Consider the following 22,615-nt stretch of genomic DNA (forward strand, 5'->3'; position numbering starts at 1 on the left):
GGCCTGAACTGACCTCCCTCTCCCCCGTCTCCCCCTCCCCCGTGCCGCCGACCCGCTGAAGGAGCTGTCTCCATGCCGGTACCCGGACCTGTCGGCCCGCCGTCGGCGTCGGGCCCCGCCGCCGACGCGCCGCAGCGGCTGCGCGGCGGTGTCCTCGGCATGGCGGACATCGCGGCCGCCACGATGGCCAACGTCGGCCCGGCGATGAGCTTCTTCTTCGGCTTCGCCTTCCTGGCCACCACCGCGGGCGTCGCGTCCCCGCTGACCATCGTGGCGGCCGGGGTCGCGGTCGCGCTGCTCGGCAACACGCTGGCCGAGTTCTCCCGGGCGCACCCCTCGGCGGGCAGCTTCACCACCTTCGTCGGCCGGACCTTCGGTCCGGTCAGCGCGGTGACGACAGCCCTGCTGGCCGGGCTCGGCTACATCATCGCGATGGCCTCGGTGATCGCGATCTCGGGCGGCTTCGTGCAGATCACCCTCCAGCACTACACGGGCGTGGACCTGCCGTGGATCATCTGGACACTGCTGCTCACCGGCCTCTCGGTGGTGCTGATGCTGCGCGGGATCGTGGTCTCCACCAAGTGGGCCGGCTACTTCTTCGGCGTGGAGATGCTCGTGCTCGTCGTGGTCTCGGTCGCGGCCATCGTCGAGCACCGCGGCAACCTCTCCGCCGCCCCGTTCCTGCCCGGCCATCTCACCCACGGCCTCAAGGGGCTCGCGGCCGGATTCCCGCTGGCGGTGTACCTGTTCATCGGCTGGGAGAACTCGGCGGCGCTGGCCGAGGAGACGGAGAACCCACGGCGCAACGTCGGCCGCGCGGTGTTCTCCTCCGTCGCGATCATGACGGTGAGCTACATCCTCTTCTCCTACGCCACGGTGACCGGCTTCGGCTACGACCTGGACCGGCTCGGCGCCTCCCGCATCCCCTTCATCGACGTCGCCCAGCACACCCTCGGCGCACTGGCGTTCCTCGCCTACGTCGGCGGCCTGACCTCCACACTCGGCGTGCTGATCGCGGGCATCAACTCCCAGGCCCGCCTGGTCTTCAACGCGGGGCGCGAGGGTCTGCTGCCCTCCTTCTTCGGATACGTCCACCCCACGCGCCGTACGCCGAACAACGCGATCGTCACCTTCGCCGTCACCGCGCTGCTGATCATCGGCGGCTGGGGCCTGGGCCATCTGCTCGGCTCCGGCGGCGGTCAGATGAACCCGGTGGTCTTCTTCACGGAGTCCTCCAGCCTGGGCGCCATCCTGATCCTGCTGGTCTACCTGGCGTCCAACATCGCCCTGCCGCTGTACTACCGCCGCTACCGCCCGCAGGAGTTCCGGACCGTGCGGCATCTCGTGCTGCCCGGGCTCGGCGCCCTCGCCATCCTGGTCCCGCTCTACTACCTCGCCAAGCCCGGCCAGCCCGCCCCGTACAGCTGGTTCCCGTACGCGGCCCTGGCCACCCTGCTCGCGGCCGTCGGCTACGCGGCCCTCCTGGTCCGCCGGGATCCCGGTCTGGCGGAGCGGGTGGGCTCGGTGGTCGCGGACGCGGAGTAGCCGCCGCGGGTGCCGTCGGTGCGGGTGCGGGCGCCACGGGTGCCGTCGCCCGGATGCCATCGTCCGAGTGCAGTCGCCCGGGTGCATTCACCCGGGTGCCGTCGCCGCCGGTCCCGGTGCGCCGCGCCCTGTCAGACCAGGCGCCTGATCTCCCCGCGCACCCGGTAGAAGCCACCCGCGGAGGAGTGCAGCGCGTCCACCACATAGCGTGCGCCGGGCTCGCGTATCGCACGCGGGAACTGGACGTTCCAACTGGGCTCGTAGCCCTCGGAGACCACATGCACGCGCACGCGGCCGCCCTGCTCGACGCACTCCACGACGACTCCGCCGCCCGCCGCGGGGACCGCGCTGACCGTGGCGACGGAGGCGGCCGTGGTCAGCGGCGCGTACGTCGGCAGGGCAGCCGCCAGCTTGACGTCCGCGGCGACCGGGACGGTGCCCGACTGGGCGGCGTTGATCGCGCTCTCGCTCGCGTCGATGCAGGCGAGTGAGCCGTCGGTGGAGACGAGGTAGAGCCGCTCGTCGTGGTACTGCATGGACAGCGCGGAGCCGCCCCCCGTGCCGAGCTTCCACAGGCGGGTGCCGTCGGCGGTGAAGCAGTAGACGGAGGAGGCGGAGTCGCCCGCGAAGACGTACCGCCCGCCCGGGGACGTGGCGCACGAGTACACCGCGGCATCGCACTGGTAGGAGGCCTCGACGAGCCCGGAGGACTTGGCGAGACGCTGGACGACCCGCCGCCCCGTGCCGGCGTAGACCGCGTCCTCCTCCTGCCATCCGAAGAGCACGTTGCCGTTGGTCCGGGTGTGCCAGAGTTGACCGGCGCCGTCGGCCGCGTAGGCCGTCACGCCGTCACTGTGCCCGTGGAACACGGCGCGTTCGTCGGCCCGCACCATCCATCCGTGTTCTCCGGAGGAGTTGCGCGACCACTGGAGCTCGTCCTCGTGGTCGATGACCGTCAGGCCGCCGTTGCGGTCGGAGACGTTCAGCACGCCCGCGTGGATGTCCAGCCAGAAGATGTCCACCTCCGCCGCGATCTCGTAGGCGGCGAACGGCACCTTCGCCGAGAGGTCGTACACCCGGCCGTCGTCACAGCCCGCGTAGATCCAGAAGTCGTCGGCCACCAGGCACTTCACACCGTCGGGCAGGGAGTAGTGCGCCAGCACCTCGCCGTCGTGGCTCAGGTTGTAGACGCTGCCCTGCTGGTTGCCGACCCAGCAGCGGTCCTCGTCCACATGGATGCCGAACGCCGAGGCGCCCGTACGGAACCGCCACAACACCGGGGCGGTCGCCCGCGCGGTGGACGGCGCGGACGACACCTGACGGCGCGTCACGGGGCGGGCGGCGCGCTGCCCCTGGACCGCGGGCGCGTACCCCTTGCGCACCTTCTCGGCGATCTTCTTGGCCGCGGCCGCCTTCGCCTTCTCGGCGGTCGGGAAGGTGGAGCTCTGGCGCTGCCCGTCCACACCGATCCGTCCGTACCGCACGGAGACGGTCGTCCCCTCGACAATCACCTCGTAGAACTTGTGCGCGCTGCCGCTCTCCTGAGACAGCTCCAGGTACGTCACGCTCTCCGACTGTCGTGCCTGCGCAGCGGACACAGCACACCCCTCCCCAAGACCCCGGTCGACCGCGGCGGCCGATCCCCAGTGACTCCAAACTAATGGTCACCACTGACATCGACGCCCGAGCGCGATCACACCCTTGGCGGGCGGGTCGGCAGGGAGAGACCGGTCGGGACGAGCCAGAGCCCGGAAGCCCAACTCACCCCCGGGTGCCGTTGCTCGCGCTCTCCGGGGTGTCGTCCTCGGCAAGGATCGCGTGGACGCGTCGCAGCACGTCGAGGTGGGCTCGGTTGTGGAACTCGACCAGTGCGTGCCCGACGACCGACTCGGCGACGGCCGTCCTCCGGTGCGAGGACACCCCCAGGTCTGCCAGGCCGGGGTGGTCCCTGTGCTGCCGGCGGACCTCGGGCACCAAGCGCTCCGCCAGCCGCTGCCGCACTTCGTCGGGAGCGTCCTCGTCGAGTGCCGCGAATTCCGCATCGAGATCCCCACGAGGTACCGCGAGCTGCTCTCGGAGGGCTGCCATCGCCTCGGGAGTGAGGAAGCTGGAGTAGGCCAGCAGCAGGGACCGATGGGTCTCGGGCAGGTCGTCGGCGAGTGTCCGGAAGTCCGGGGGCATGTCGAGCGCGGCCCGGTTCTCCAGGACGGCCGCCAGTTCCCGCCGCATCCGCTGCCTGCGCTCGATGTCCGCCGCGAGTTCGGCGTCCAGGTCCAGGAGGATCTGCCGCGCCTTCTCGTTCCCCCTCTCGACCGAGGCGACGTCCGAGAGGGCCACGCCGAGATCGGTCAGTCTGCGGATGCGCAGCAGGCGGACCAGATGGCTGACGCCGTACCGTTTGTACCCGTTGGGCGCCCGTTCCGGCTCGTCCAGCAGGCCGATCTCGTGGTAGTGCCGGACGGCCTTGCGGCCCCGCGGGGCGTCCGAGGCGAGGTCGCGCAGCCCGGGATGCCTGGCCCGGAGACCTCGGACGTGCGGCACGAGACGCTCGGCGAGACTCTGGCGCGTCGCCTCGTCCGCATCGGCGGGAAGCTCGTCGAGTTCGCGTGCCACGGGCTGCGGCTTCTCATGGAGCAGGTCCGCGTAGGCATCCATGCCCTTCACGCCGACGCCAGTGCCTCTGTGGGGGGAAGGCGTGCCGCGCGGACCGAGGGGTGGACCCCGGCAGCCATGCCGATCAGCACGGCACCGAGGCAGCCACCCGTCACCGCGCTCAGGGGGATCACCGTCGGCCAGCCTTGGTAGGCCGCGTAGCCGAGGTCGGCGAGGACACCGAACAGGGTCCCCGCAAGGGCGCCGAGCAGTGACAGCCCCACGGACTCGGTGAGGAACTGGACGCGGATCTGACCGCGGGTCGCGCCCAGCGCCCGGCGCAGCCCGATGTCCCTTCGGCGCTCCAGGACCGAGATGACCATGGTGTTGGCCACGCCGACTCCACCGACCAGCAGGGCGACACCGGCCAGGCCCAGGAAGAGGGAGGAGAAGGTGTTCTGCGTGGCGCGCTTGGCCGCCAGGGCGTCGGACGGGCGGCTGACCTGGACCTGCCCGGGCTGCTCCGGGAACACGGTGGCGGGGAGCACTCTCCGTACGTCCTCCAGATGTGCGTCCCGGGCCTTGACGTAGATGACCGTGGGGTTCCCCTCGAAGCGCAGTGTCTTCTTGGCGGCCGGCCACCCCGTCAGTACGGCGTTGTCGAGGTCGTCGGAAAGCGGTACGGAGTGCAGGATGCCGATCACGGTGAACCACGACTTGTTGATCTGTATCTGCGGGGCCGGGTCGTTCTCGGGGATCTCCCCGATGCCGAGCCGGCCGGCGGCCCGGTAGCCCAGAACGGCCGTGGGAAACTGCTCGTCGGCGGCGCTGAAGAACCTTCCCGAGAAGACTCTTCCGCCCACCACGCTCAGCAGGTCGCGTCGGGCCGCGAGCACGCTGAGTCCGGTACCGGAGAAGTCGTCGTCACCGATGAGGTCGGAACGCCGGACCACGGCATGGGTGTTGGCCACCGCGCTCGCCTCGGTGACCGGCTTGACGCGGCGCACCATGTCGACCGATTCCTCGGGCAGTTCGACCGGCACGTCCTGCCCCGAGAACGGCTGCACCCGCAGCATGTTGGACCCGAGCGCCGTCATCTCGTCCATCAGCGCCCGCTGGCTGGAGGCCGGGATCCCGGTCACCACCACCATCGTGGCGACGCCGATGGAGATGCCGAGCGCCGACAGCGCGGCGCGCAGCCTGCGGGTGCGCAGGCCGAGGAGCCCCAGGCCCAACAGATCGAGAAAGGCGAGGCGTACCGGCTTGATCTTGTCCTCGGTACGCTGGGAAGAGTGCCGCAGCGCGGCGCGGGACGGCTTGGCGGGGGCGGTCATGACGGGCTTCCGGTCAGTGCGGTGTCCGTGACCAGGCGACCGTCACGCAGGTGAACCCTGCGGGGCAACTGGTCGGCGATGTCACGGTCGTGAGTGATGAGCGCGATCGTGGTGCCCGCCGCGTTGAGTTCGGTCAGCAGGGCGAGTGCCGCGGCGCCGTTGGCGGTGTCGAGTGCACCGGTGGGCTCGTCGGCGAGGACCAGAGCCGGCTCATGGACCACCGCGCGGGCTATCGCGACCCGTTGACGCTCCCCTCCGGAGAGCTGCCCCGGCAGATGGCCGGCCCGACGGGCGAGTCCGACCCGGGCCAGGGCCTCCTCGGCCAGCTTCTTCCGGTACTTCCTGGGCACACCGGCGTACAGCAGGCCGGTGGCCACGTTCTCCGCCGCGGTGAGTCCGTCCGTCAGGTGGAAGTGCTGGAAGACGAAGCCCAGGCGCCGCCCGCGCAGGGCGGACAGTTGGCGGTCGGACAGCTCCGCCACGTCCTGCCCCTCGATGACCACGCTGCCGCTGGTGGGCGCGGCCAGCGTGCCCATGATGTTGAGCAGCGTGGACTTGCCGGAGCCGGAAGGGCCGAGGATGGCCAGCAGTTCGCCCTGTGAGACGGACAGGGAGACCCGGTCGAGGGCTCTCACCTCGGGGGGGTAGGTCACGCTCGCCTCGTGCACGCTGAGGACCTGAGTCATGCCGTGGTTTCCACCTTCATGCCCTCGTTGACGCCCTGGCCGCTGATCTCGACCAGTCCCCGGGCGAACATGCCCGTGTCGACCGGGACGAGCCTGCCGCCGGCCAGCCGGACCGCGTACCCTCCCTCGCGCAGCGCGAGCAGGGCGCCGACCGGGACGGCGAGTACGCCCTTCTTCGACTCGCCCTGGAACCGGGCCTGGACGGGCGCGGAGTCGATGTTCCTGGCGGACCGCGGGTCGTCCAGCGACACGGTGACGTTGGTCTTGGTCTGCCCGGTGCCGCCCGACTGTCCTTGCTCTCCCTGCTCTCCCTGCACGACGGTGCTGATCGCGGCGACCCTGCCCGGGACGGTGGTTCGGTCGGGGAGCACCACGGTGACCTGTTGACCCGACTTGACGGACCCCAGGTCGAGCGACTCCACCGGCACGGTCACGGACTTGGTCGTGGCGGTCACCGTCATCAGCTCTCCCGACGCCTCGTCCCCGGGCTGGGCGAGGACGTCGGAGACCCGCACCGCCGACTTGGTCACGACCACGTCGGACACGTCGAGGATGCCGTCCTGATCCATGCCCACGGCCTTCTGCCAGCGTTTGACCGCGGACATCAGGGACGTGGTGAGCACACCGTCGCCCTCCTTGACGGTGGACTGCGACGGACCCGGGCTCGGTGCACCTCCCTGTGACGCACCGGTTCCTTGGTCCGCTTCGCCGTCCGCAGCCGAGGACGAGCCGGCCGGGGGTGTGGTCTCCCCCTGCCCGGGGCCCGGTGTCACGGGCGCGGGGGCGCCCGCGGGAGCCTGCTGCCGGACGACCGTGCCCGGCGTCGGCTGTGTCCCGATGTCGTAGCCGAGAGCCCTGAGGTTGTCGGCGACGACCCGTATGTCGCGGCCGACGCTGCCGGGGCTGTCGAGCCTGCGGTACAAGGGTGTGCTGCCGTAGAAGATCACGGCGGGACGCTCGTCGACGCGGTACAGCTGCCGGCCGCGTTTGACCGTCGCACCGCGGTTCGGAAGCCACGTCACCCGTCCGTCGCCGACGCCGCGGATCGTGCGCGGGGAGTCGTAGCCGAGCATGCCCTGCATCTCCCGGCTACCCGACATGTCCGTTCTGGCCACGGCGATCTGTTTGACCTTCGGGCCGGACTCGGGGTCGGAGCCGGTCCCGCCCCGGCCGGCCCACCACAGACCGGTACCCGTCCCTCCCGCCAGCATCACGGCGACGGCGGCGAGCCACAGGGCCTTCTTGTTCCGTCGGCCCGCCGGCGGCTTTCGGAGGCCCGCCCCTTCCTGGACCGTCACCCGCAGGGCCATGGTCTCCGCGGTGTCGCGCTCACTCACCACCGAACGCCTCGATCATGCATTCCTTGTCGATCTGGTCGGCGTTCCTGGGCTGGGTCACACCGGCCCTGTAGTTCCAGCCGCCTCCGTCAGGAAGAGGGTTCACCTTGAGCCCTCTGCGGTTGTCGCACTCGATCCACTTGCTGTAGTCGTCCATGTAGTCGGAGTTTTTCTTCGGATCCAGCTCGGGGGGCTGCAGCGGCTTCTTCCCGAGGCATGCCTTTTCTGCTTCTGGACGCTCTTTGGCCACATCAATACCGGGGAACCACAGCGTTCCGGGATCGGCTTCGGGCATTTTGTTCCCCTTCGAGGGAATGGACACACCGCGATCCTTGAGGCAGCGCAGATAGCCCTGATACATGCGAATTTCCTCGATTTGCGTGGTATCCAGTCGAATCTGAGGGCGGCCGGAATCGGAATCGTCGGCAGCCCGGCTCTTCTTCACCCCACCCTGCGCGTCTCCCCTGGATTCCGCGACGGAGTCGACTCCGCCCTTACCGCTCTCGCCGTCCCCCGGGGAGGAGCAGCCGGTGATCAGCGTCACCGCCAGAAGGGCGCAGGGAAGGAAGAGGTTCTTCTTGTCAGGCATACCCGGAATCGTGACAAGGCTTTGTCAGAAAGGTGTCAAGACTTCCCCCGGAGGATCCCTGCATACGTTTGTCAGGAAGTCGTCATGGAATGAAGCCGGGTTCGTCGACGTTCACCACGCGCTCCTCAGCCTTATCATCGGCCCATGTCCGCATACGTACTGGTAGCCGAAGACGACGAAAAGCAAGCAGAACTGATTCGTCGTTACCTGGTGCACGACGGCTATGCCGTGACCGTGGTGCACGACGGCCCGACAGCCCTCGACGTCACCGTAAAGCGGCCACCTGACCTGCTCGTTCTCGACTGGATGCTGCCCGGTCTTGACGGGCTGGAGATATGCCGACGCATACGCGCCACGGGCGATATGCCCATTCTCATGCTCACGGCCCGCTCCACCGAGGACGACCTGTTGCTGGGGCTGGACATCGGGGCGGACGACTACATGACCAAGCCGTTCAGGCCGCGCGAACTGGTGGCCCGCGTCAGGACCCTGCTGCGGCGCACCCGGCAGCAGGAGCGCACGGAGGAAGTGCTCCTGAAGGCCGGCCCCCTGACCGTGGCTCCTGACCGGCACGAGGTGTCCGTCGACGGCCGGCCGGTGAACTGCACTCCCAGCGAATTCCGCCTGCTCAGTACCCTTGCAGCCGCGCCCGAGCGGGTCTTCACGCGGGCTCAGCTGCTGCACTGCATCACCGACCACGGGCGAGCCGTCACCGAACGAACCGTGGACATGCACATGGTGAACCTGCGGAAGAAGATCGAGATCTCACCGCGCAGACCGGAGTTGCTGCTGACCGTCCACGGCGTCGGATACAAGCTGTCCCGAGGCCGCCGTGACGTCTGAGGTCCCCCTCCGCAACAGCCTGCTGTTCCGGCTGCTGGTCACCTCCGTGCTGATCTCCCTGCTGTCCATCGGGGCCACGGCCTGGCTGACGGTACGCGGCACCACCGTCGCCATCGAACAGGAACGGGGCCAGGTCCTCGCGGACGACGCCGCCATCCAGGAGACCCTGGAGGGCTTCGCCGCGACACACTCCGACTGGAAGGGTGTCGAGCGCACGGTTCTGGATCTCGCCCGGTCGACGGGGCGCACCATCGTCCTGACCACGCGGGCGCGTCGGATCATCGCCGCGTCGGATCGGCCGGCCGCGGAACGGCTGCCCCTCGACGAGAGCGCGGTGATCGATCCACTGCACGTCGCTCCGTCCACGGCCCGGAGTGCCGGCCAGGCGGAGCGGGCTTCCCGCATCGACCCACGAGCCGTCGGCCCCTACCGCCTGCCCGCCGAGGAGCGGGCGAAGCTGCGACAGGTCGCCCGCGACGAGGTCGACTGCCTGTACCACCGGACGGGAGTGCGCGCGCACATCGTCGAGGAGGCAAGTGGCAGGCCCGCCCTGCGCACGACCAGGACCTCGGGGGAGTTCATCCCCGCCTGCCGGTCCAAGGGCCTGGGCATGCCCACCCCGACCGAGGCCGCGGCCCTCGCCGAACTCACCGGACTCGTCCGCGGCTGCGCCGAGCGCCACCACGTACGCCTGCCCGAACCGCTGACCATCGCGACGGGCTTCAGAGTCAACGGCGAAGACTCCACGGCGAGTTCCGCCGCTGTGGACGACTGCGTGGAGGAAGGCCGACGGGAGCAGTTGGCGGCGTATGTCGCCCCCGCGGCCCTGCTGTTCGTCATCAGCCCACCCCGTTCGGCCACCGCCACCTTCGACCTGTCACCGGCCGGCACCCTCCGGGTCCTGGCCACCACCGGTCTGGTCCTGGCCGCGACCGTCGCCGTGACCGCCGTCATCGCGACCAGGCTGGTGCGTCCGCTGCGCCTGCTGACCAACGCGGCGCGCGCCCCGTCGGGCAGGCACGTCCGGATCCCCGTCACCGCGAAGGACGAGACCGGCTATCTGGCCGCTGCCCTCAACGACCTGTCGGAACGCCGCGAACGCACCGACGAGCAGCGCCGGGTCATGGTCAGCGACATCGCCCACGAACTGCGCACACCCCTCACCAACATCCGCGGCTGGCTGGACGCGGCACAGGACGGCCTGGCCGAGACCGACTCGGCGCTCCTCACCTCGCTGCAGGAGGAGGCGGAACTCCTCCAGCACATCGTGGACGACCTCCAGGTGCTCGCCGCAGCGGACGCCGGCACCCTGCGCCTGCGTCCGGAGGAACTGGACCTCCGCGACCTGATCGAGCAGACCGTGAGCGCGCACCGCGCGACCGCACACGCCGGTGGGGTCGAGATCGCCGTCCACGCCCCGGACGGTCTCTCGGTCCACGCCGACCCGGTCCGCCTCCGCCAGGTCCTGGGCAACCTGCTGTCCAACGCGATACGCCACACCCCGCCGGCCGGCCGCGTCACCCTCGGCGCCCGCCGGGTGGCAGGCGCCGTCGCCATCGAGGTGAAGGACACGGGCAGCGGCATCCATGAGGCGGACCTGCCCCGCGTGTTCGACCGATTCTGGCGGGCCGAACAGTCCCGCAGCAGGCGGACGGGAGGCAGCGGACTGGGGCTGTCCATCGTCAGACAGCTGGTGCGGGCACATGGCGGCGACGTCTCCGTGGCGAGCCGGCCGCATGTCGAGACGGTGTTCCTGGTGCGGTTGCCGAACTGATCCGCCGACACGAGGCTCTCCCGGACGGTTCCGCCTCCATGGGGGCCGGTGTTCACGGCTTGTGACACGCGTGCGCAGGGATGTGCGTGTTCTTGCGGGCGCCTCCTCACTCGGCGGCCACCGCCGCCTGCCACGCGCCCGGACGTTTGCCTGTCGCCCTGTGGAAGAAGACCGAGAAGGCGGATGCGTCGGGGAAGCCGAGTATGTCGGCACAGCGGGCGGCGGTGAGGCGGTCGTGTGCGAGGAGCCGTTTGGCTTCCAGGGTGATCCGTTCGACGATGTACGCCTTCGCGGTGCGGCCGGTGGCCTGCTGCACCGCTCGTGAGAGGGTGCGTGGCGCGTATCCCAGCGTCCGGGCGTAGTAGCCCGCGTCGTGGTGTTCCCGGAAGTGCGCTTCGACGCTGCAGCGGAACGACCGGAACACCGGAGGGGTGAGCCGTGCTTCGTCCTGCGGTGGGTGCAGTCGGGTGATGAGCGCGGAGAGCAGGATTTCGGGCAGCTCCGCCCGGGAGTCACCGGCTGGGGCGGATGCTTCGAGGAGGAGATGGCTGCGCGCCGTGTCGACGAAGGGCCAGTCGGCGTCGGGGATGCTCCAGTGCGCGGCCGGGTCGGGGGAGGCGACCAGTTCTCGGGTGGCGCGGGTGACCGGCGCGGTCGGCACGAACAGCACGAGATGCCCTGCCACGTCGGCGATGTCGTCCCACCGGTGCACGGCGCCGGGTGGAATCCACACCGCGGACTGATCTTGGAGCGGGTGGCGGCGGAAATCCACGGTGACCGAGCCGGGTCCGGCGTCGATGACGGCAAGGACGTGGAAGTCGGCGCGCTGCGTGCCGCCGTCGTTCAGCTCCCGAAGGCGGCCGAACGTCATCGTCTCGACCGAGACGGCGCGGCGTCCCGCGGGCTGGTAGGTCATGTGCCGGATCACGCTCACGTGTCCAGTTTTCACCATCGGGAGACCAGTCATGCCGATGCCCCGTCCGGGTGCAGAAGTTTCAATGAATGCACAGGGCAATCGCCCCAAGCATCGACCGGAAGAGGCATCATGGACACGACTCAGCAGACGCTACTGCCCACTTACGACCATCGGCCGGGGACCGGACCGACTCTGGTGTTCCTGCACTATTGGGGCGGTTCCGCCCGCACCTGGGACCTCGTCGTCGACCGCCTGGCGGGCCGTGACGTGCTCACGGTCGACTTCCGCGGATGGAGCCGGTCGAGCGCTCTGCCCGGTCCCTACACCCTCGGTCAGCTCGCCGACGACACGCTCGCCGTGCTCGCGGATGCGGGGGTCACCGACTACGTCCTGGTGGGGCATTCGATGGGCGGCAAGGTCGCACAGCTGGTCGCGGCCACCCGGCCCGCGGGCCTGCGCGGCTTGGTTCTCGTCGGTCCCGGCCCGGCGAAGCCTGCCGCACAGGTCACTCCCGAGTACCAGGAAGCCCTGTCGCACGCCTACGACTCCGCCGAGTCCGTGGCGGGGGCACGGGATCACGTCCTCACCGCGACCGAGCTGCCCGCGTCGGTCAAGGCGCAGATCGTGACCGACTCGCGGACCGTCACCGACGCGGCCCGCACCGAGTGGCCGCTGCACGGCATCGCGCAGGACATCACCGAACACACGCGTATGGTCAGTGTGCCGACTCTCGTCGTCGCCGGAGAGCACGACCAGGTGGAGCCCGTCGGCGTGCTCCGCGACAACCTGGTGCCCTATCTCTCCCACCCCGACTTCGTGGTGGTCCCCCGCACCGGTCACCTGATCCCGCTGGAAGCCCCGGCCGACCTCGTCGGTGCCATCACCGCATTCGCGCCGGCAGCCTGACCGTCCCCGCGGCGCGACGGCCGGATGCGGCCCTGATCACCCTTCGGGCCGCAGGACGCGGATCTTGTCGATGACCGCTGCGGCCTGGGTGCAGTCGTCGCGAGTGCCGGCCGTGACCGTGCAGGACAACGGCCGGCCTCGCACAGCGCAGGCCGGGTGGATCTTGCCGGCCGGGCCGCCGCGGGAGTGTCCGAGCCCGCGTTCCTCGAGCCCGCTCTGGCAGCTGTGTGCCGATGGGCCCGGACGATCGTGGAGTCCGGCACGACCAGCCGGTCCACCTCCGCCCGCCCCTGAGCCACGGCCGGCGGTTGACCGTGCCGTCAGCACCTCGCCGCATGAGGATGCGAACAGGTGTCCACTGTCATGGGCATGCCTCATCTGGTCAGACCGGCGCTGGTCAGCCAGATGTGTTCGCATGTCGCCGACGCATCGCGGAGCTCCTCGCGGGATTCCTGTGAGGCGTGGTAGAAGGTCCGCTCGATCATCCAGCACAGGGCGCGCGCCATCGCCGGGGCCTGGTCGGGTGCGGTGCCGGCCCGGATGCCGGCGCGTTCCAGGACGGCGGTGATGGCCGCGATGAACAGGTCAGCCGTGTGGTTCCACAGCTCGCCGATCTCCGGCACGGTCAACGACAGATCGATCGCCGTGCGCATGACCAGGCCGTGCTCGTTCCACAGCTCGACCGTGCGCTGCATGGCTGCCGCGATGGCCCGGCGCGGCTCGTCGGCCTCCGCTGTGGCCCTCGACCGCTCCCACAGGTGCTCGACGGTCCGGGCCACGAGTGCGGTGACCACTTCTTGCTTGGAACCGTAGTAGAAGTACAGCGCGCCGCGGGTGATGCCGGCGCCCTGGGCGATGTCGCCGACGGTCATGGCGTCGTAGCCCTTGTGCGCCAGCAGGGCCTCGCAGGTGTCGAGGATGGCCCGCTCCCGGACGTCGCCCTTGCGTTCGACGGCGCGACGGCTCCGCGCGGGGTGGTGGCCGGGCATCAGAGCTGCGCGCCGTCGGCGAAGTCGGTCGTACGGGAGAGCGCCTCCCATGCACGGATGTCCTCGTCCACGGCCGCGCGGGCGGCGGCGACCAGTCGCAGCGCGTCCGAACCCAGGACGAGGTGGGCCGGCGGGCGCTCGACCGACGTGATGTGCACGAGGGCGTCCCCGGCCTTGGCCGGATTGCCCAGCTGGTTGCCACTGGCCTTCTGCCGTGCTTCTCGGATGGGGACGAACAACTCGTCGTAGTCGTCGACCGTCCGCGCGGCGCGTGTCATGGACCGTCCGGCCCAGTCGGTGCGGAAGGAGCCCGGCTCGATCGCCGTCACATGGATGCCGAACTGCGCGACTTCCTTGCCCAGCGCCTCGAGGATGCCCTCAAGGGCGAACTTGCTGCCGCAGTAGGCGGACATGCCGGGCACGGCCATGAGCCCGCCCATGGAGGTGACGGCCATCAGATGCCCACGGCGACGTCGGCGCATGTGAGGCAGCGCCGCCTGCAGCGTGGCCACCGCCCCGAACACGTTGACCTCGAACTGCCGCCGCACTTCGGCCAGCGGGGTTTCCTCGAAGGTTCCCTCCAGGCCGTAGCCGGCGTTGGCGACGACGACGTCCAAAGGGCCGACGCTCTGCTCCACCTCCGCGAGCACTCCGAGGACGGCGTCATCGTCCGTCACGTCCAGCAGGCGACCGTGAGCGTCACCGGGCGCAAGTTCTTCGAAGGCCCGCAGGTCCTCCTCGGAGCGGACCGTGCCGACGACGGTATGACCTGCGGCCAGGGCGGCCTCGGCGAAGGCACGTCCGAGGCCCGTACTGACGCCGGTGATGAGCCAGTTCTGCTTCTGCACTGCTCCTCCAGAGAGGTTCCACGAGGAGCCGGGCCGCTCCCCCACCAGAAAGTCTACACAGTGTCGATTTTTACCGTCACTGTGTCGATTCTCGGGGTTGAGCCGCATCACCCGCGCTCGGCCCCGCCTGGTCTCTGTCGCTGCCCGTTGGCGCGGGGCCGAAGGACCGACCTGGCGTGACGCGCGAGGAAGGGAAGGACCGACCCAGCTGAAGGAGAAGGCCGATGAGCCACACCGAAAGCCTCCCGCCGACCTGGCGCCCCCACACCCGCCGAGCTCACGAGAAGATCAGTAGTCTCGGACGGATGAGAGTGATGGGCGACAGGTGGCACGGGTGGGGCACCGATGCCGGGTTGCTCGTGCTGACATTTCTGCCCGCGGTTCTGTCGCAGCCGTACGTGGACGCCTCTGGACCGGCTTGGGTGTCGCTCACGGTGTACGAGGCGGTCGGCGTGGTGGTGCTGCTGTTGCGGCGGCGGGTGCCGGCCACCGCCTTCGTCGCAGGCTTCGGGGCTCTTCTGGCGGCACTGGTGTGGAGTGCGGGCGAGGGGGCCAAGCTGTCACCGCTGGTCTTCCTGCCGTTGGCGGTGCTGCTCTACAACCTGGGCCACCGTGGCGCGAGTTGGAGGCGGACGGTGTCGGCGGTGCTGGGCGTCGCCGTGCTGGGCGTGGCGGGTCTGTGGCTGAACCGGATGACGACCGATTCCAGTGACTTCCGCGGCGGAGTGGACGTCCTCGCCGCGCTGGCCCCGATGCCGCTGGCCTGGGTGATGGGGTATGCCGCTCGGACGCGGCATGCGCTGCTGGCCGCGGCGGAGCAGCGGGCCGCCGACGCACGCAGGGCGCAGGCTCTGGAGGCGGCACGGGCCGCGCAACGCGAGCGGACGCGGATCGCCGGTGAGATGCACGACGTGGTCGCGCACTCGCTGACCCTGCTCGTCGTGCACGCGGAGACGTTGCGGGCCCGCGGCGGCGAGTTGCCCGACTGGGCCCGTGCCCAGGTCGACGGGCTGGCGGCGGCCGGCCGGCAGAGCAGCGGTGAGCTGCGGGATCTGCTGCGGATGCTGCGCGATCCCGCGGACGCGGTCCCGCTCCGGCCGGCGCCGGACCTCGCCGAACTGGACACGTTGACGGACGGCCACCGTGCCACGGGAGGAACGGTCGAACTGACGATGGATCTCGCTCCGGAGGCTGTGCCGGGAGCGGTGCGGCTGGCGGGCTACCGTGTCGTACAGGAGGCACTGGTCAACGCGCGTCGGCACGCGCCCGGGGCGCCGGTCCGGGTGACTGTCGCGTCGGTCGCGGGACAGTTGCGGTGCGAGGTGGTGAACGGTCCCGCCGCGCGGCGTGGCACGACCGGCGCGGGCATCGGACTCGGTCTGGTGAGCATGAACCATCGCGTCGGTGCGCTGGGCGGCGACCTCACCACAGGCCCGACCGGCGACGGCGGCTTCCGCGTGGTCGCCACGATGCCGTTGGAGTGTGCCGGTGACTGAGCAGATCAGCGTGCTCGTCGTGGACGACGAGCCGGTCATCCGCGCCGGGCTGAGCGCCATCCTGGACAGCCAGGCGGGCATCACCGTGACGGGCACCGCGGACGACGGCGAGAACGCCGTCGAGGTGTGCGCGCGGCTACGGCCGGATGTACTGCTGATGGACGTCCGGATGCCGCGCCGCGACGGCCTGTGGGCACTGACCGAGCTTCAGCGCCGTGGACTGACCGGGCCGGGGCGCACCCGGGTACTCATGCTGACGACGTTCGACCTGGACGAGTACGTCGACGACGCGCTCGCCGCCGGGGCATCCGGCTTTCTCCTGAAGAACAGTTCGTACGAGGAGCTGACCGGGGCCGTACGCGCCGCGGCGGCGGGGCACAGCACGCTGAGCCCCGCGGTGACCCATCGGATCATCGAGGGCCATCTCCGTGGCCGGCGGCGCCCCGGCGACCATGAGCCGGATCCGCTCAGGACCCTGACCGAGCGCGAGGCCGACGTGCTGCGTCTGATCCGCGACGGCCTGAGCAACGCCGAGATCGCCGACCGGCTCGTGGTGAGCCTGCACACAGTGAAGACACACGTCAGCCGTGTGCTCACGAAGACCGGCTGTCGGAGCAGGGCACAGGCCGCGGTGCTGGCCAGGAACGCCTGGTCCTGAGCCGTTCCCTGGTGGCCGGGACGGCGAGGCGCCGTCGACCGCTGGGTCATTCCTTGGAGTGAGCCCGCGTCGGCGGGAAGCCCTCCATCGAGCGATGTGCCACGGGCGCGCCGCTGGCTGAATGGTCCCTGTGCGCGGAGCCCTCGAACGCCTTCAACGGGGTGAACGCCGGATCCCTCCACGCACGGAGCACCTGCCACGCGCCGAAGGGAACTGCCATGTCCGCACACACGCCGTCACGCCGTCACCGGGTTCCACGAGGGGCGCTGACCCTGGCGTTGGCCACCTGCCTGGGCGCGGCGCTCGTCAGCTGCTCGGACGAGGGGCAGGGCGGGACCGAACTCGCAGCCGGGCAGGGTACGGCGCACACGGCGGCCGCCGGGCGCCTGAGCGTCCTCACGCAGAAGGCGGCCGACACCGGCTCCCTGGGCGTCATCGTCCGGATCGACCGCGCCGACGGGAAGCCTGTCGAGATCGCCCGCCAGGCCGCCTGGACGAAGGACGACCACCGCCTCGCCGTCGGCGACCGGTTCCGGGTCGGGTCCAACACCAAGACGCTCACCGCGACGCTCGTCCTGCAACAGGTCGCCGAGAAGAGCATCGGCCTCGACGACACGGTCGAGAAGTGGCTGCCCGGACTGGTCAAGGGCGGTGAGCACATCACGGTACGGATGCTGCTCAACCACACCAGCGGCCTGGGAGACTTCCTGCTGACGCCCGAGTTCCTGCCCTCGCTCACCGGTCAGGAGCAGCGCACGTGGAAGCCGGAGGAACTGCTCGCCGTCACGCCCGAGCAGGACCCGCCGACCGAGCCGGGCAAGAAATACTCCTACAGCAACGCCAACTACGAGGCTCTCGGGCTGATCTTGGAGAAGGCCACCGGGAGCAGCCTGGCGGAGCTGGTGGAGCAGAGGATCACCAAGCCGCTGGGCATGAAGGACTCGTTCCTGGCCACGGACGCGGCATGGCCCGCCGGGAAACGCCACGCGACCGGCTACGAGCCGGACGCCGAGCGCCTGAAGGCCCTCCTTTCCGGGACCGTGGACCTGCCCGAGGGCGTCGGATTCGCCGGGCCCGCACGCCCCGGGGACAACATCGACACCGCTGCCATCGACCCGAGCTGGTCGTGGGCGGCAGGCGGTATGGTCTCCACCGCGCGGGACTGGCAGCGCTTCCTCACGGCGCTCATGTCCGGACGGTTGCTGCCCGAGGCCCAGATGAAGCAGATGCGCGGCACCGTGGACGCCCCCGAGGAAGGCGGAGCGTACGGTCTGGGCCTGATGAAGGTGGACACGCCCTGCGGCACGGTCTGGGGTCACACCGGCGGCCTGCCCGGCTACTCCAGTGAGATCTACACCGACGCCACCGGCACCCGTAGCGTCGCGGTCTTCACCCTCACGAACTTCGGCATCAAGGAGAAGAAGGCCGCGACCGCGAACAAGGCCCTGGTCGACGCGGCCACCTGTCAGATGCTGGGCAAACCGCAGCCCTCGAACAGGACGACCGCATGACAGGCACCGCGGCCTCGTGTCCGTCTCGCAGGACGCCGGTCGAAGTCACCGGAGCATCCGTCAAGACGTGGGCCGCGCGGGTGCTTTCGCAGACGACGGAGACAGCCGCCCGGTCACTGCTCGTCCTTCCCGCGTCCACCGAAGAGCTCGGTCACCAGCCGCCGGGCGTACGCGGCGTCGAGCCCGGCCGGACGGAAGAGGATGCGGTACATCATGGGGGCGACGATGCGGTCCATGACCGTCTCGACGTCGGGACCGTACTCCCCGCGGTCGGCGGCCCGGGCCAGTACGACGTCGATCTGTTCGGCCGCGTAGGCCGAGCACTGGCCGGCGTTGTTGCCGTCCGGGTCGCCGAGCAGGGCGTCGCGCGTGTAGGCGCGGCCCGAGGCGGACGTCATCTCGTCGAGGAACTGTTCGGCCCACGCTGTCAGGTCGGACCGCAGGTCGCCGTGGTCCTCCGGGGCGGTGTCGGGTCGCAGCCGCTCCACCGCGACGTCCGAGAGCAGTTCCTGCAGGTTGCCCCAACGTCGGTAGATGGTCGACGGGGTGACTCCGGCGCGCTGGGCGACCAGGGGGACGGTCAGTGCCTCGCGGCCCCTTTCCTCCAGGAGTTCCCGTACGGCGGTGTGCACCGACGCCTGCACGCGTGCGCTGCGCCCGCCGGGGCGAACCCTTTGCCTGGTGCTCATCCCATCAGCCTAAAGCACAGTTCTTGCGTTTAGCGGTTCGCCGTTCTCATGGTGGCGGGCATCCGGTCCTGATCCTCCGGAGCCGAGCGGAGTGTGGGGCGGGCCGCACACTCCGGCCCGCCCCACACCGCCCTCAGGTGACGGGTGCGAGCGATCGGGCGGGCCGCGTCCGCTCGTACGCATGGCCCACCAGCAGCAGCGTCCGCTCGGCGAAGGGCCGCCCGAGCAACTGCATGCCGATGGGCATGCCCGCCGTGTCCCGGCCGACCGGGACGGAGAGTGCGGGCACTCCTGTGATGTTGGCCGGGGAGGAGAGGCGCACGTAGGCGTCGGAGACACTCTCGACCGTGCCGTCGGGCCAGGTGACGGCCTCCTGACCGGACGGGACCGCGGCCATCGGCACCGCAGGAGCGGCGATCACGTCGACTTCTCCCAGAACGCGGGCCCATGCGTCGCGCATCAGCGTCCGCGCGCGCTGCGCCCGCAGGTAGTCGCCCGCGCCCATCAGCTCGCCGGCCTCCAGGAGGATCCGGACATCCGCCCGATACAGCTCGGGAACGGTACGCAGGGTGGCTTGGTGGTACGCGGTGGCTTCCGGCACCATCAGGCCCCATTGGACGGCCTGGATGTAGCGGGTCATCGGTATGTCGATATCGATGAGCCGGGCGCCGAGCGCCTCCAGCTGCGCGATGGCGCGGCGGACGGCGGCCGCGACTTCCGCGTCGACGTGTTCGAAGTAGTAGTTGCGAGGCACGCCGACGCGCACTCCCCTCAGGTCCGGATCGGGGCGCGGGCGGTAGCCGACGCGGGGGACGGCCACCGAGGCGGGGTCGCGGGGGTCGTACCCGGCGAGGGCGGTCAGGACGAGGGCCGTGTCATCGACGGTGCGGGTGATCGGGCCGACGTGGTCGAGCGACCAGGACAGCGACGTGACGCCGTGACGGGGCACAAGTCCGTACGTCGGCTTGAGTCCGACCACCCCGTTCAGGGTCGCGGGCACCCGGATCGATCCGCCGGTGTCGGTGCCGAGGGCGAACGTCGCCGCACCGGAGGCCACGGCGACGGCGGAACCGCCGCTGGAGCCACCGGCGATCCTCCTGTGATCCCAGGCGTTGTTGGTCTGCGGGGTGGTCAGCCCGTAGGCGAACTCGTGGGTGTGCGTCTTGCCGATCAGGATCGCGCCGGCCGCCCGCAGGCTCGCGGCGACCGTGCTGTCAAAGGCCGCGCGATGACCGGCGCGGGTCCTGGAGCTTGCCGTGGTGGACACACCGACGACATCGATCAAGTCCTTGAGCCCTACCGGGATCCCGTGCAGCGGGCCCCGGTAGGAGCCCTGCGCGACTTCACGCTCGGCATCACGGGCGGTCCGGCGGGCCTGGTCAGCGAAAACCGCGACGTAGGCCGCAACGTGCGGCTCCACCTGCTCGATGCGACGGAGGACCGAGTCGACCAGCTCCACGGGGGACAGCCGCCGCTCCCGGATCTCCTGCGCGGCGGCGGCGAGGGACAACTCATACGGCTGCATCACGCTTCTCCCTTTGCGCACGGAAGGCACCGGCGGGCGGGGTATCACCGAAGGTCAACTCGCGCAGGACCGCGACGACGGAGTGAATGTGGTTGGCGGTGGCCGCAACCGCCAAGTGGCGGTCGTCGGAAAGCGAAAGCCCTGCACGAGCGGCCCAGCGGGCAGCCTCGGGCGGTGTGAGTTCGGCGGAGGACACGGATTCTCCCCTGGTCGGGGTGGAGCGACGAGGTGCACCACACCAAAAGCTAATGATTTGCTTTAGCTCGACTCTAGAACCTACCCTCCCTTAAGGCAAACAAGTTGCTTTAAGGGAGGGGGTGCCATGTCCGACATCGCGTCCGTACTCGTGACCCTCCTGGCGGCCGGCTCTCCTCGACCTGGAAAGCCCGCGGCGCCCCGGACGGTCCGCCTCGGCCAACACCCTCGCCCCAGTCGCCGGCATGGCTGCGGGCACCGTCTACGCACTGATGGCAGCGCGGTTCGCCGCGCAGTCCGGGCACTGGGCGGCTTCTACTCCTCCCTCGGGCCGACCCTCGGCATGATCTTCTTCACCCTGAGCCCCACAGCCGCACTCACCGCGTGGGTACTGCGCCGCACCCCGTCTGCGCGGCGCCGGGCTGCCGACCGTCTACGGCGGCGCGGCCCTGGCAGGCGTGGCCTTCTGCGCCGTCTCCCAGGGCGTACTTCGGATGCTCCTCGACTCGCTCGACGAGCAGTACCGTGCCGCGACGCCGGCCGCCTACTACGTTCTGAGCCACCTCTCCATGACCCTGCCCGCCGTCGCCGCAGGGGTCGCCACCCGGCACTACGGCTCAGAACCACCTCGCACGCCTACGCCGTCGTCGCCGCGCTCCTCTCCGCAGCGGCCCTCGGCGCGCTCGCCGTGTCACGAACCCGAACAAGGTCCTGCAGCAGTCCGCGCACCCGACCACTTCGCTGAAGAGCAAAGGAGACAACAGATCATGCAGACTCCCTCGGACACCCCCCTCCCCGCCTGGGCCGTGGGCGACATCACCGTCCACCGCATCGACGAAATGCCGCTGCCGCCCGCGACCGGCCCCTGGCTGCTGCCCGACGCCACTCCTCAGGTAGTGGCCGGCCAGGACTGGCTGCGCCCCCACTTCGCCGGCGATGACGGCGTTCTCCGCATCGACAGCCACAGTTTCGCGTTCGCCGTGGACGGGCTACGCGTCCTCGTCGACACCGGCATCGGCAACGGCAAGGAACGGGCCAACCCGGCCTGGCACAACCTGCGCACCGACTTCCCCGAGCGCCTGACCGCCGCAGGCTTCCCGCCCGACTCCGTCGACCTGGTCGTCCTCACCCACCTGCACGCCGACCACGTCGGCTGGAACACCCGAAAGGCGGACGACGATTGGGTCCCGACGTTCCCCGGGGCGCGCTACCTCACCGCACGCGCCGAAAGGGAGTTCTGGGCCACGTACGACATGGAGGAGGCGCGCCGCCAGATGTTCCGCGACTCGGTGATCCCGGTCGAGCAGGCCGGTCTGCTCGACCTGGTCGACGTGCCGGCCGAGGGTGTGCAGATCACTTCGGGCCTGCGCCTGGTCCCCACCCCCGGCCACACCCCCGGCCATGTCGCGGTCGAACTGAGCAGTCGGGGTGAGACGGCGCTGATCACCGGTGACTGCATCCACCACCCGGTCCAACTCGCCCACCCCGCCATCGGCGCCTGTGTGGACATCGACCCACAGCAGTCCGAGACCACTCGCGGTGAACTGCTCGCTTCCCTCGTCGGCACGGACACCCTCCTCCTCGGCACCCACTTCGCCCCGCCCACAGCCGGCCGTGTCGTCGCGCAGGGGGGCGCCTACCGGCTGCGGCCCGTTCCGGCGACCTGACCTGCAAGTCTCGTCTTGCATGTCAGGGACGGATTTCCCAGATGGCTCCGGCCGTGGGCGCAGTCCGGTCCTGGTCGGGTGATCGGCGTACGTGTATCTGCCCCGCGACCCCCCACCGTGCGTCCGGCGCGTCCGACGGCAGCCGCACTGACCTGCCGTCAGAGCGTCGATCGAGCGGCAGGACCGCGTGTCACAGACGCCAATCCGGGCCGCCCGAGCCGGATCAGCCGCCGCGCATGACGGGTGGAACACCAGGTCGGCGGCGGCCGAGGAGGTTGCGGCGAGTCCCCACGTCATGCAGAAAACCGCAGCTCAGAGCCCCTTCTCGGCGGGCTCGAGAACAGCGACGCACCCCACGTGATGCGTCATCGGAAAGGTGTCGGCCTGAGCGGGTCTCGGAAAAGACCAGGCCAGAAACCATTTGTCGGCTCGCTGTCCCGTCTGCGGAAGACCAGAGCGTCATACGAGCGTCACGGTTGACAATCCCTCCCCGCGCGTACGGCCCCCTCTCATCC

At 70.2% G+C, this 22,615-nt stretch carries 20 protein-coding genes; 8 read left to right on the forward strand and 12 right to left on the reverse strand.

Translation table 11 applies throughout. The features are described from left to right. The first annotated feature begins 72 nt into the window (after positions 1–72). Positions 73–1,545, forward strand: coding sequence for an APC family permease (locus EHS43_RS12115; protein WP_125190626.1), 1,473 nt, complete (start codon positions 73–75; stop codon positions 1,543–1,545). Between the two features lie 131 nt (positions 1,546–1,676). On the opposite strand, the gene EHS43_RS12120 is transcribed toward EHS43_RS12115, so the two are convergent. The 6 genes from EHS43_RS12120 to EHS43_RS12145 all read right to left on the reverse strand — a co-directional run bounded on the left by EHS43_RS12120 (position 1,677) and on the right by EHS43_RS12145 (position 8,083). Beyond that, positions 1,677–3,143, reverse strand: coding sequence for a WGR domain-containing protein (locus EHS43_RS12120; protein WP_125190628.1), 1,467 nt, complete (start codon positions 3,141–3,143; stop codon positions 1,677–1,679). Between the two features lie 163 nt (positions 3,144–3,306). Continuing rightward, positions 3,307–4,200 carry a MerR family transcriptional regulator gene (locus EHS43_RS12125; RefSeq protein WP_260470487.1) on the reverse strand — a complete coding sequence of 298 codons (894 nt, stop codon included), beginning with the start codon at positions 4,198–4,200 and terminating at the stop codon, positions 3,307–3,309. A gap of 5 nt (positions 4,201–4,205) precedes the next feature. Continuing rightward, positions 4,206–5,471: an ABC transporter permease gene (locus EHS43_RS12130; RefSeq protein WP_125190630.1), complete on the reverse strand. Its 1,266-nt coding sequence runs from the start codon at positions 5,469–5,471 to the stop codon at positions 4,206–4,208. Further along, positions 5,468–6,157 carry an ABC transporter ATP-binding protein gene (locus EHS43_RS12135; protein WP_125190632.1) on the reverse strand — a complete coding sequence of 230 codons (690 nt, stop codon included), beginning with the start codon at positions 6,155–6,157 and terminating at the stop codon, positions 5,468–5,470. Before EHS43_RS12135 ends, EHS43_RS12130 begins: the two co-directional genes overlap by 4 nt. After that, positions 6,154–7,494 carry an efflux RND transporter periplasmic adaptor subunit gene (locus EHS43_RS12140; protein ID WP_260470485.1) on the reverse strand — a complete coding sequence of 447 codons (1,341 nt, stop codon included), beginning with the start codon at positions 7,492–7,494 and terminating at the stop codon, positions 6,154–6,156. The genes EHS43_RS12135 and EHS43_RS12140 overlap by 4 nt, the downstream gene beginning before the upstream one ends. Next, complete coding sequence (locus EHS43_RS12145) at positions 7,487–8,083, reverse strand: hypothetical protein (protein ID WP_125190636.1); 597 nt, start codon at positions 8,081–8,083, stop codon at positions 7,487–7,489. The genes EHS43_RS12140 and EHS43_RS12145 overlap by 8 nt, the downstream gene beginning before the upstream one ends. 144 nt (positions 8,084–8,227) lie before the next feature. Here EHS43_RS12145 and EHS43_RS12150 point away from each other — a divergent pair, with 144 nt between their 5' ends. Together EHS43_RS12150 and EHS43_RS12155 are read left to right on the forward strand one after the other, a co-directional pair. Beyond that, complete coding sequence (locus tag EHS43_RS12150; protein ID WP_125190638.1) at positions 8,228–8,926, forward strand: response regulator transcription factor; 699 nt, start codon at positions 8,228–8,230, stop codon at positions 8,924–8,926. Next, positions 8,916–10,700, forward strand: coding sequence for a cell wall metabolism sensor histidine kinase WalK (locus EHS43_RS12155; protein ID WP_125190640.1), 1,785 nt, complete (start codon positions 8,916–8,918; stop codon positions 10,698–10,700). The genes EHS43_RS12150 and EHS43_RS12155 overlap by 11 nt, the downstream gene beginning before the upstream one ends. Positions 10,701–10,806: 106 nt before the next feature. Here EHS43_RS12155 and EHS43_RS12160 read toward each other — a convergent pair whose 3' ends face one another. Then, positions 10,807–11,634, reverse strand: a complete 828-nt coding sequence (locus tag EHS43_RS12160) for an AraC family transcriptional regulator (RefSeq protein ID WP_185806219.1) — start codon at positions 11,632–11,634, stop codon at positions 10,807–10,809. 111 nt (positions 11,635–11,745) lie between these two features. Here EHS43_RS12160 and EHS43_RS12165 point away from each other — a divergent pair, with 111 nt between their 5' ends. After that, positions 11,746–12,522: an alpha/beta fold hydrolase gene (locus tag EHS43_RS12165; protein ID WP_125190644.1), complete on the forward strand. Its 777-nt coding sequence runs from the start codon at positions 11,746–11,748 to the stop codon at positions 12,520–12,522. A gap of 374 nt (positions 12,523–12,896) precedes the next feature. On the opposite strand, the gene EHS43_RS12170 is transcribed toward EHS43_RS12165, so the two are convergent. Continuing rightward, positions 12,897–13,511: a TetR/AcrR family transcriptional regulator gene (locus EHS43_RS12170; protein WP_125190657.1), complete on the reverse strand. Its 615-nt coding sequence runs from the start codon at positions 13,509–13,511 to the stop codon at positions 12,897–12,899. Then, entirely contained in the window at positions 13,511–14,359 is an 849-nt protein-coding gene (locus tag EHS43_RS12175; protein WP_125190646.1) for an oxidoreductase, read from the reverse strand. Before EHS43_RS12175 ends, EHS43_RS12170 begins: the two co-directional genes overlap by 1 nt. Before the next feature lie 314 nt (positions 14,360–14,673). On the opposite strand from EHS43_RS12175, the gene EHS43_RS12180 reads away from it, so the two are divergent. From EHS43_RS12180 to EHS43_RS12190, 3 genes are all read left to right on the forward strand, one after another. Further along, entirely contained in the window at positions 14,674–15,855 is a 1,182-nt protein-coding gene (locus tag EHS43_RS12180; protein WP_125190659.1) for a sensor histidine kinase, read from the forward strand. Beyond that, a complete protein-coding gene (locus tag EHS43_RS12185) occupies positions 15,848–16,513 on the forward strand; it encodes a response regulator transcription factor (RefSeq protein ID WP_185806220.1) in 666 nt (221 codons plus the stop codon). Before EHS43_RS12180 ends, EHS43_RS12185 begins: the two co-directional genes overlap by 8 nt. Positions 16,514–16,731: 218 nt before the next feature. Continuing rightward, on the forward strand, positions 16,732–18,024 hold the full coding sequence (locus EHS43_RS12190) for a serine hydrolase (RefSeq protein WP_185806221.1): 1,293 nt from the start codon (positions 16,732–16,734) through the stop codon (positions 18,022–18,024). Positions 18,025–18,137: 113 nt separating this feature from the next. Here the strand turns inward: EHS43_RS12190 and EHS43_RS12195 are convergent, their stop codons facing one another. The 3 genes from EHS43_RS12195 to EHS43_RS12205 form a co-directional block, all read right to left on the reverse strand. After that, the gene (locus tag EHS43_RS12195; RefSeq protein ID WP_125190650.1) at positions 18,138–18,713 is read right to left on the reverse strand and encodes a TetR/AcrR family transcriptional regulator; all 576 of its coding nucleotides are present in this window, start codon (positions 18,711–18,713) and stop codon (positions 18,138–18,140) included. 133 nt (positions 18,714–18,846) lie between these two features. Continuing rightward, entirely contained in the window at positions 18,847–20,238 is a 1,392-nt protein-coding gene (locus EHS43_RS12200; protein ID WP_125190662.1) for an amidase, read from the reverse strand. Further along, positions 20,225–20,434, reverse strand: coding sequence for a hypothetical protein (locus EHS43_RS12205; RefSeq protein ID WP_125190652.1), 210 nt, complete (start codon positions 20,432–20,434; stop codon positions 20,225–20,227). The genes EHS43_RS12200 and EHS43_RS12205 overlap by 14 nt, the downstream gene beginning before the upstream one ends. Before the next feature lie 766 nt (positions 20,435–21,200). On the opposite strand from EHS43_RS12205, the gene EHS43_RS12215 reads away from it, so the two are divergent. Then, complete coding sequence (locus EHS43_RS12215) at positions 21,201–22,100, forward strand: MBL fold metallo-hydrolase (RefSeq protein ID WP_125190654.1); 900 nt, start codon at positions 21,201–21,203, stop codon at positions 22,098–22,100. Positions 22,101–22,615: the final 515 nt, after the last annotated feature.

The organism is Streptomyces sp. RP5T, from assembly GCF_003933965.1.
GTDB lineage: Bacteria > Actinomycetota > Actinomycetes > Streptomycetales > Streptomycetaceae > Streptomyces.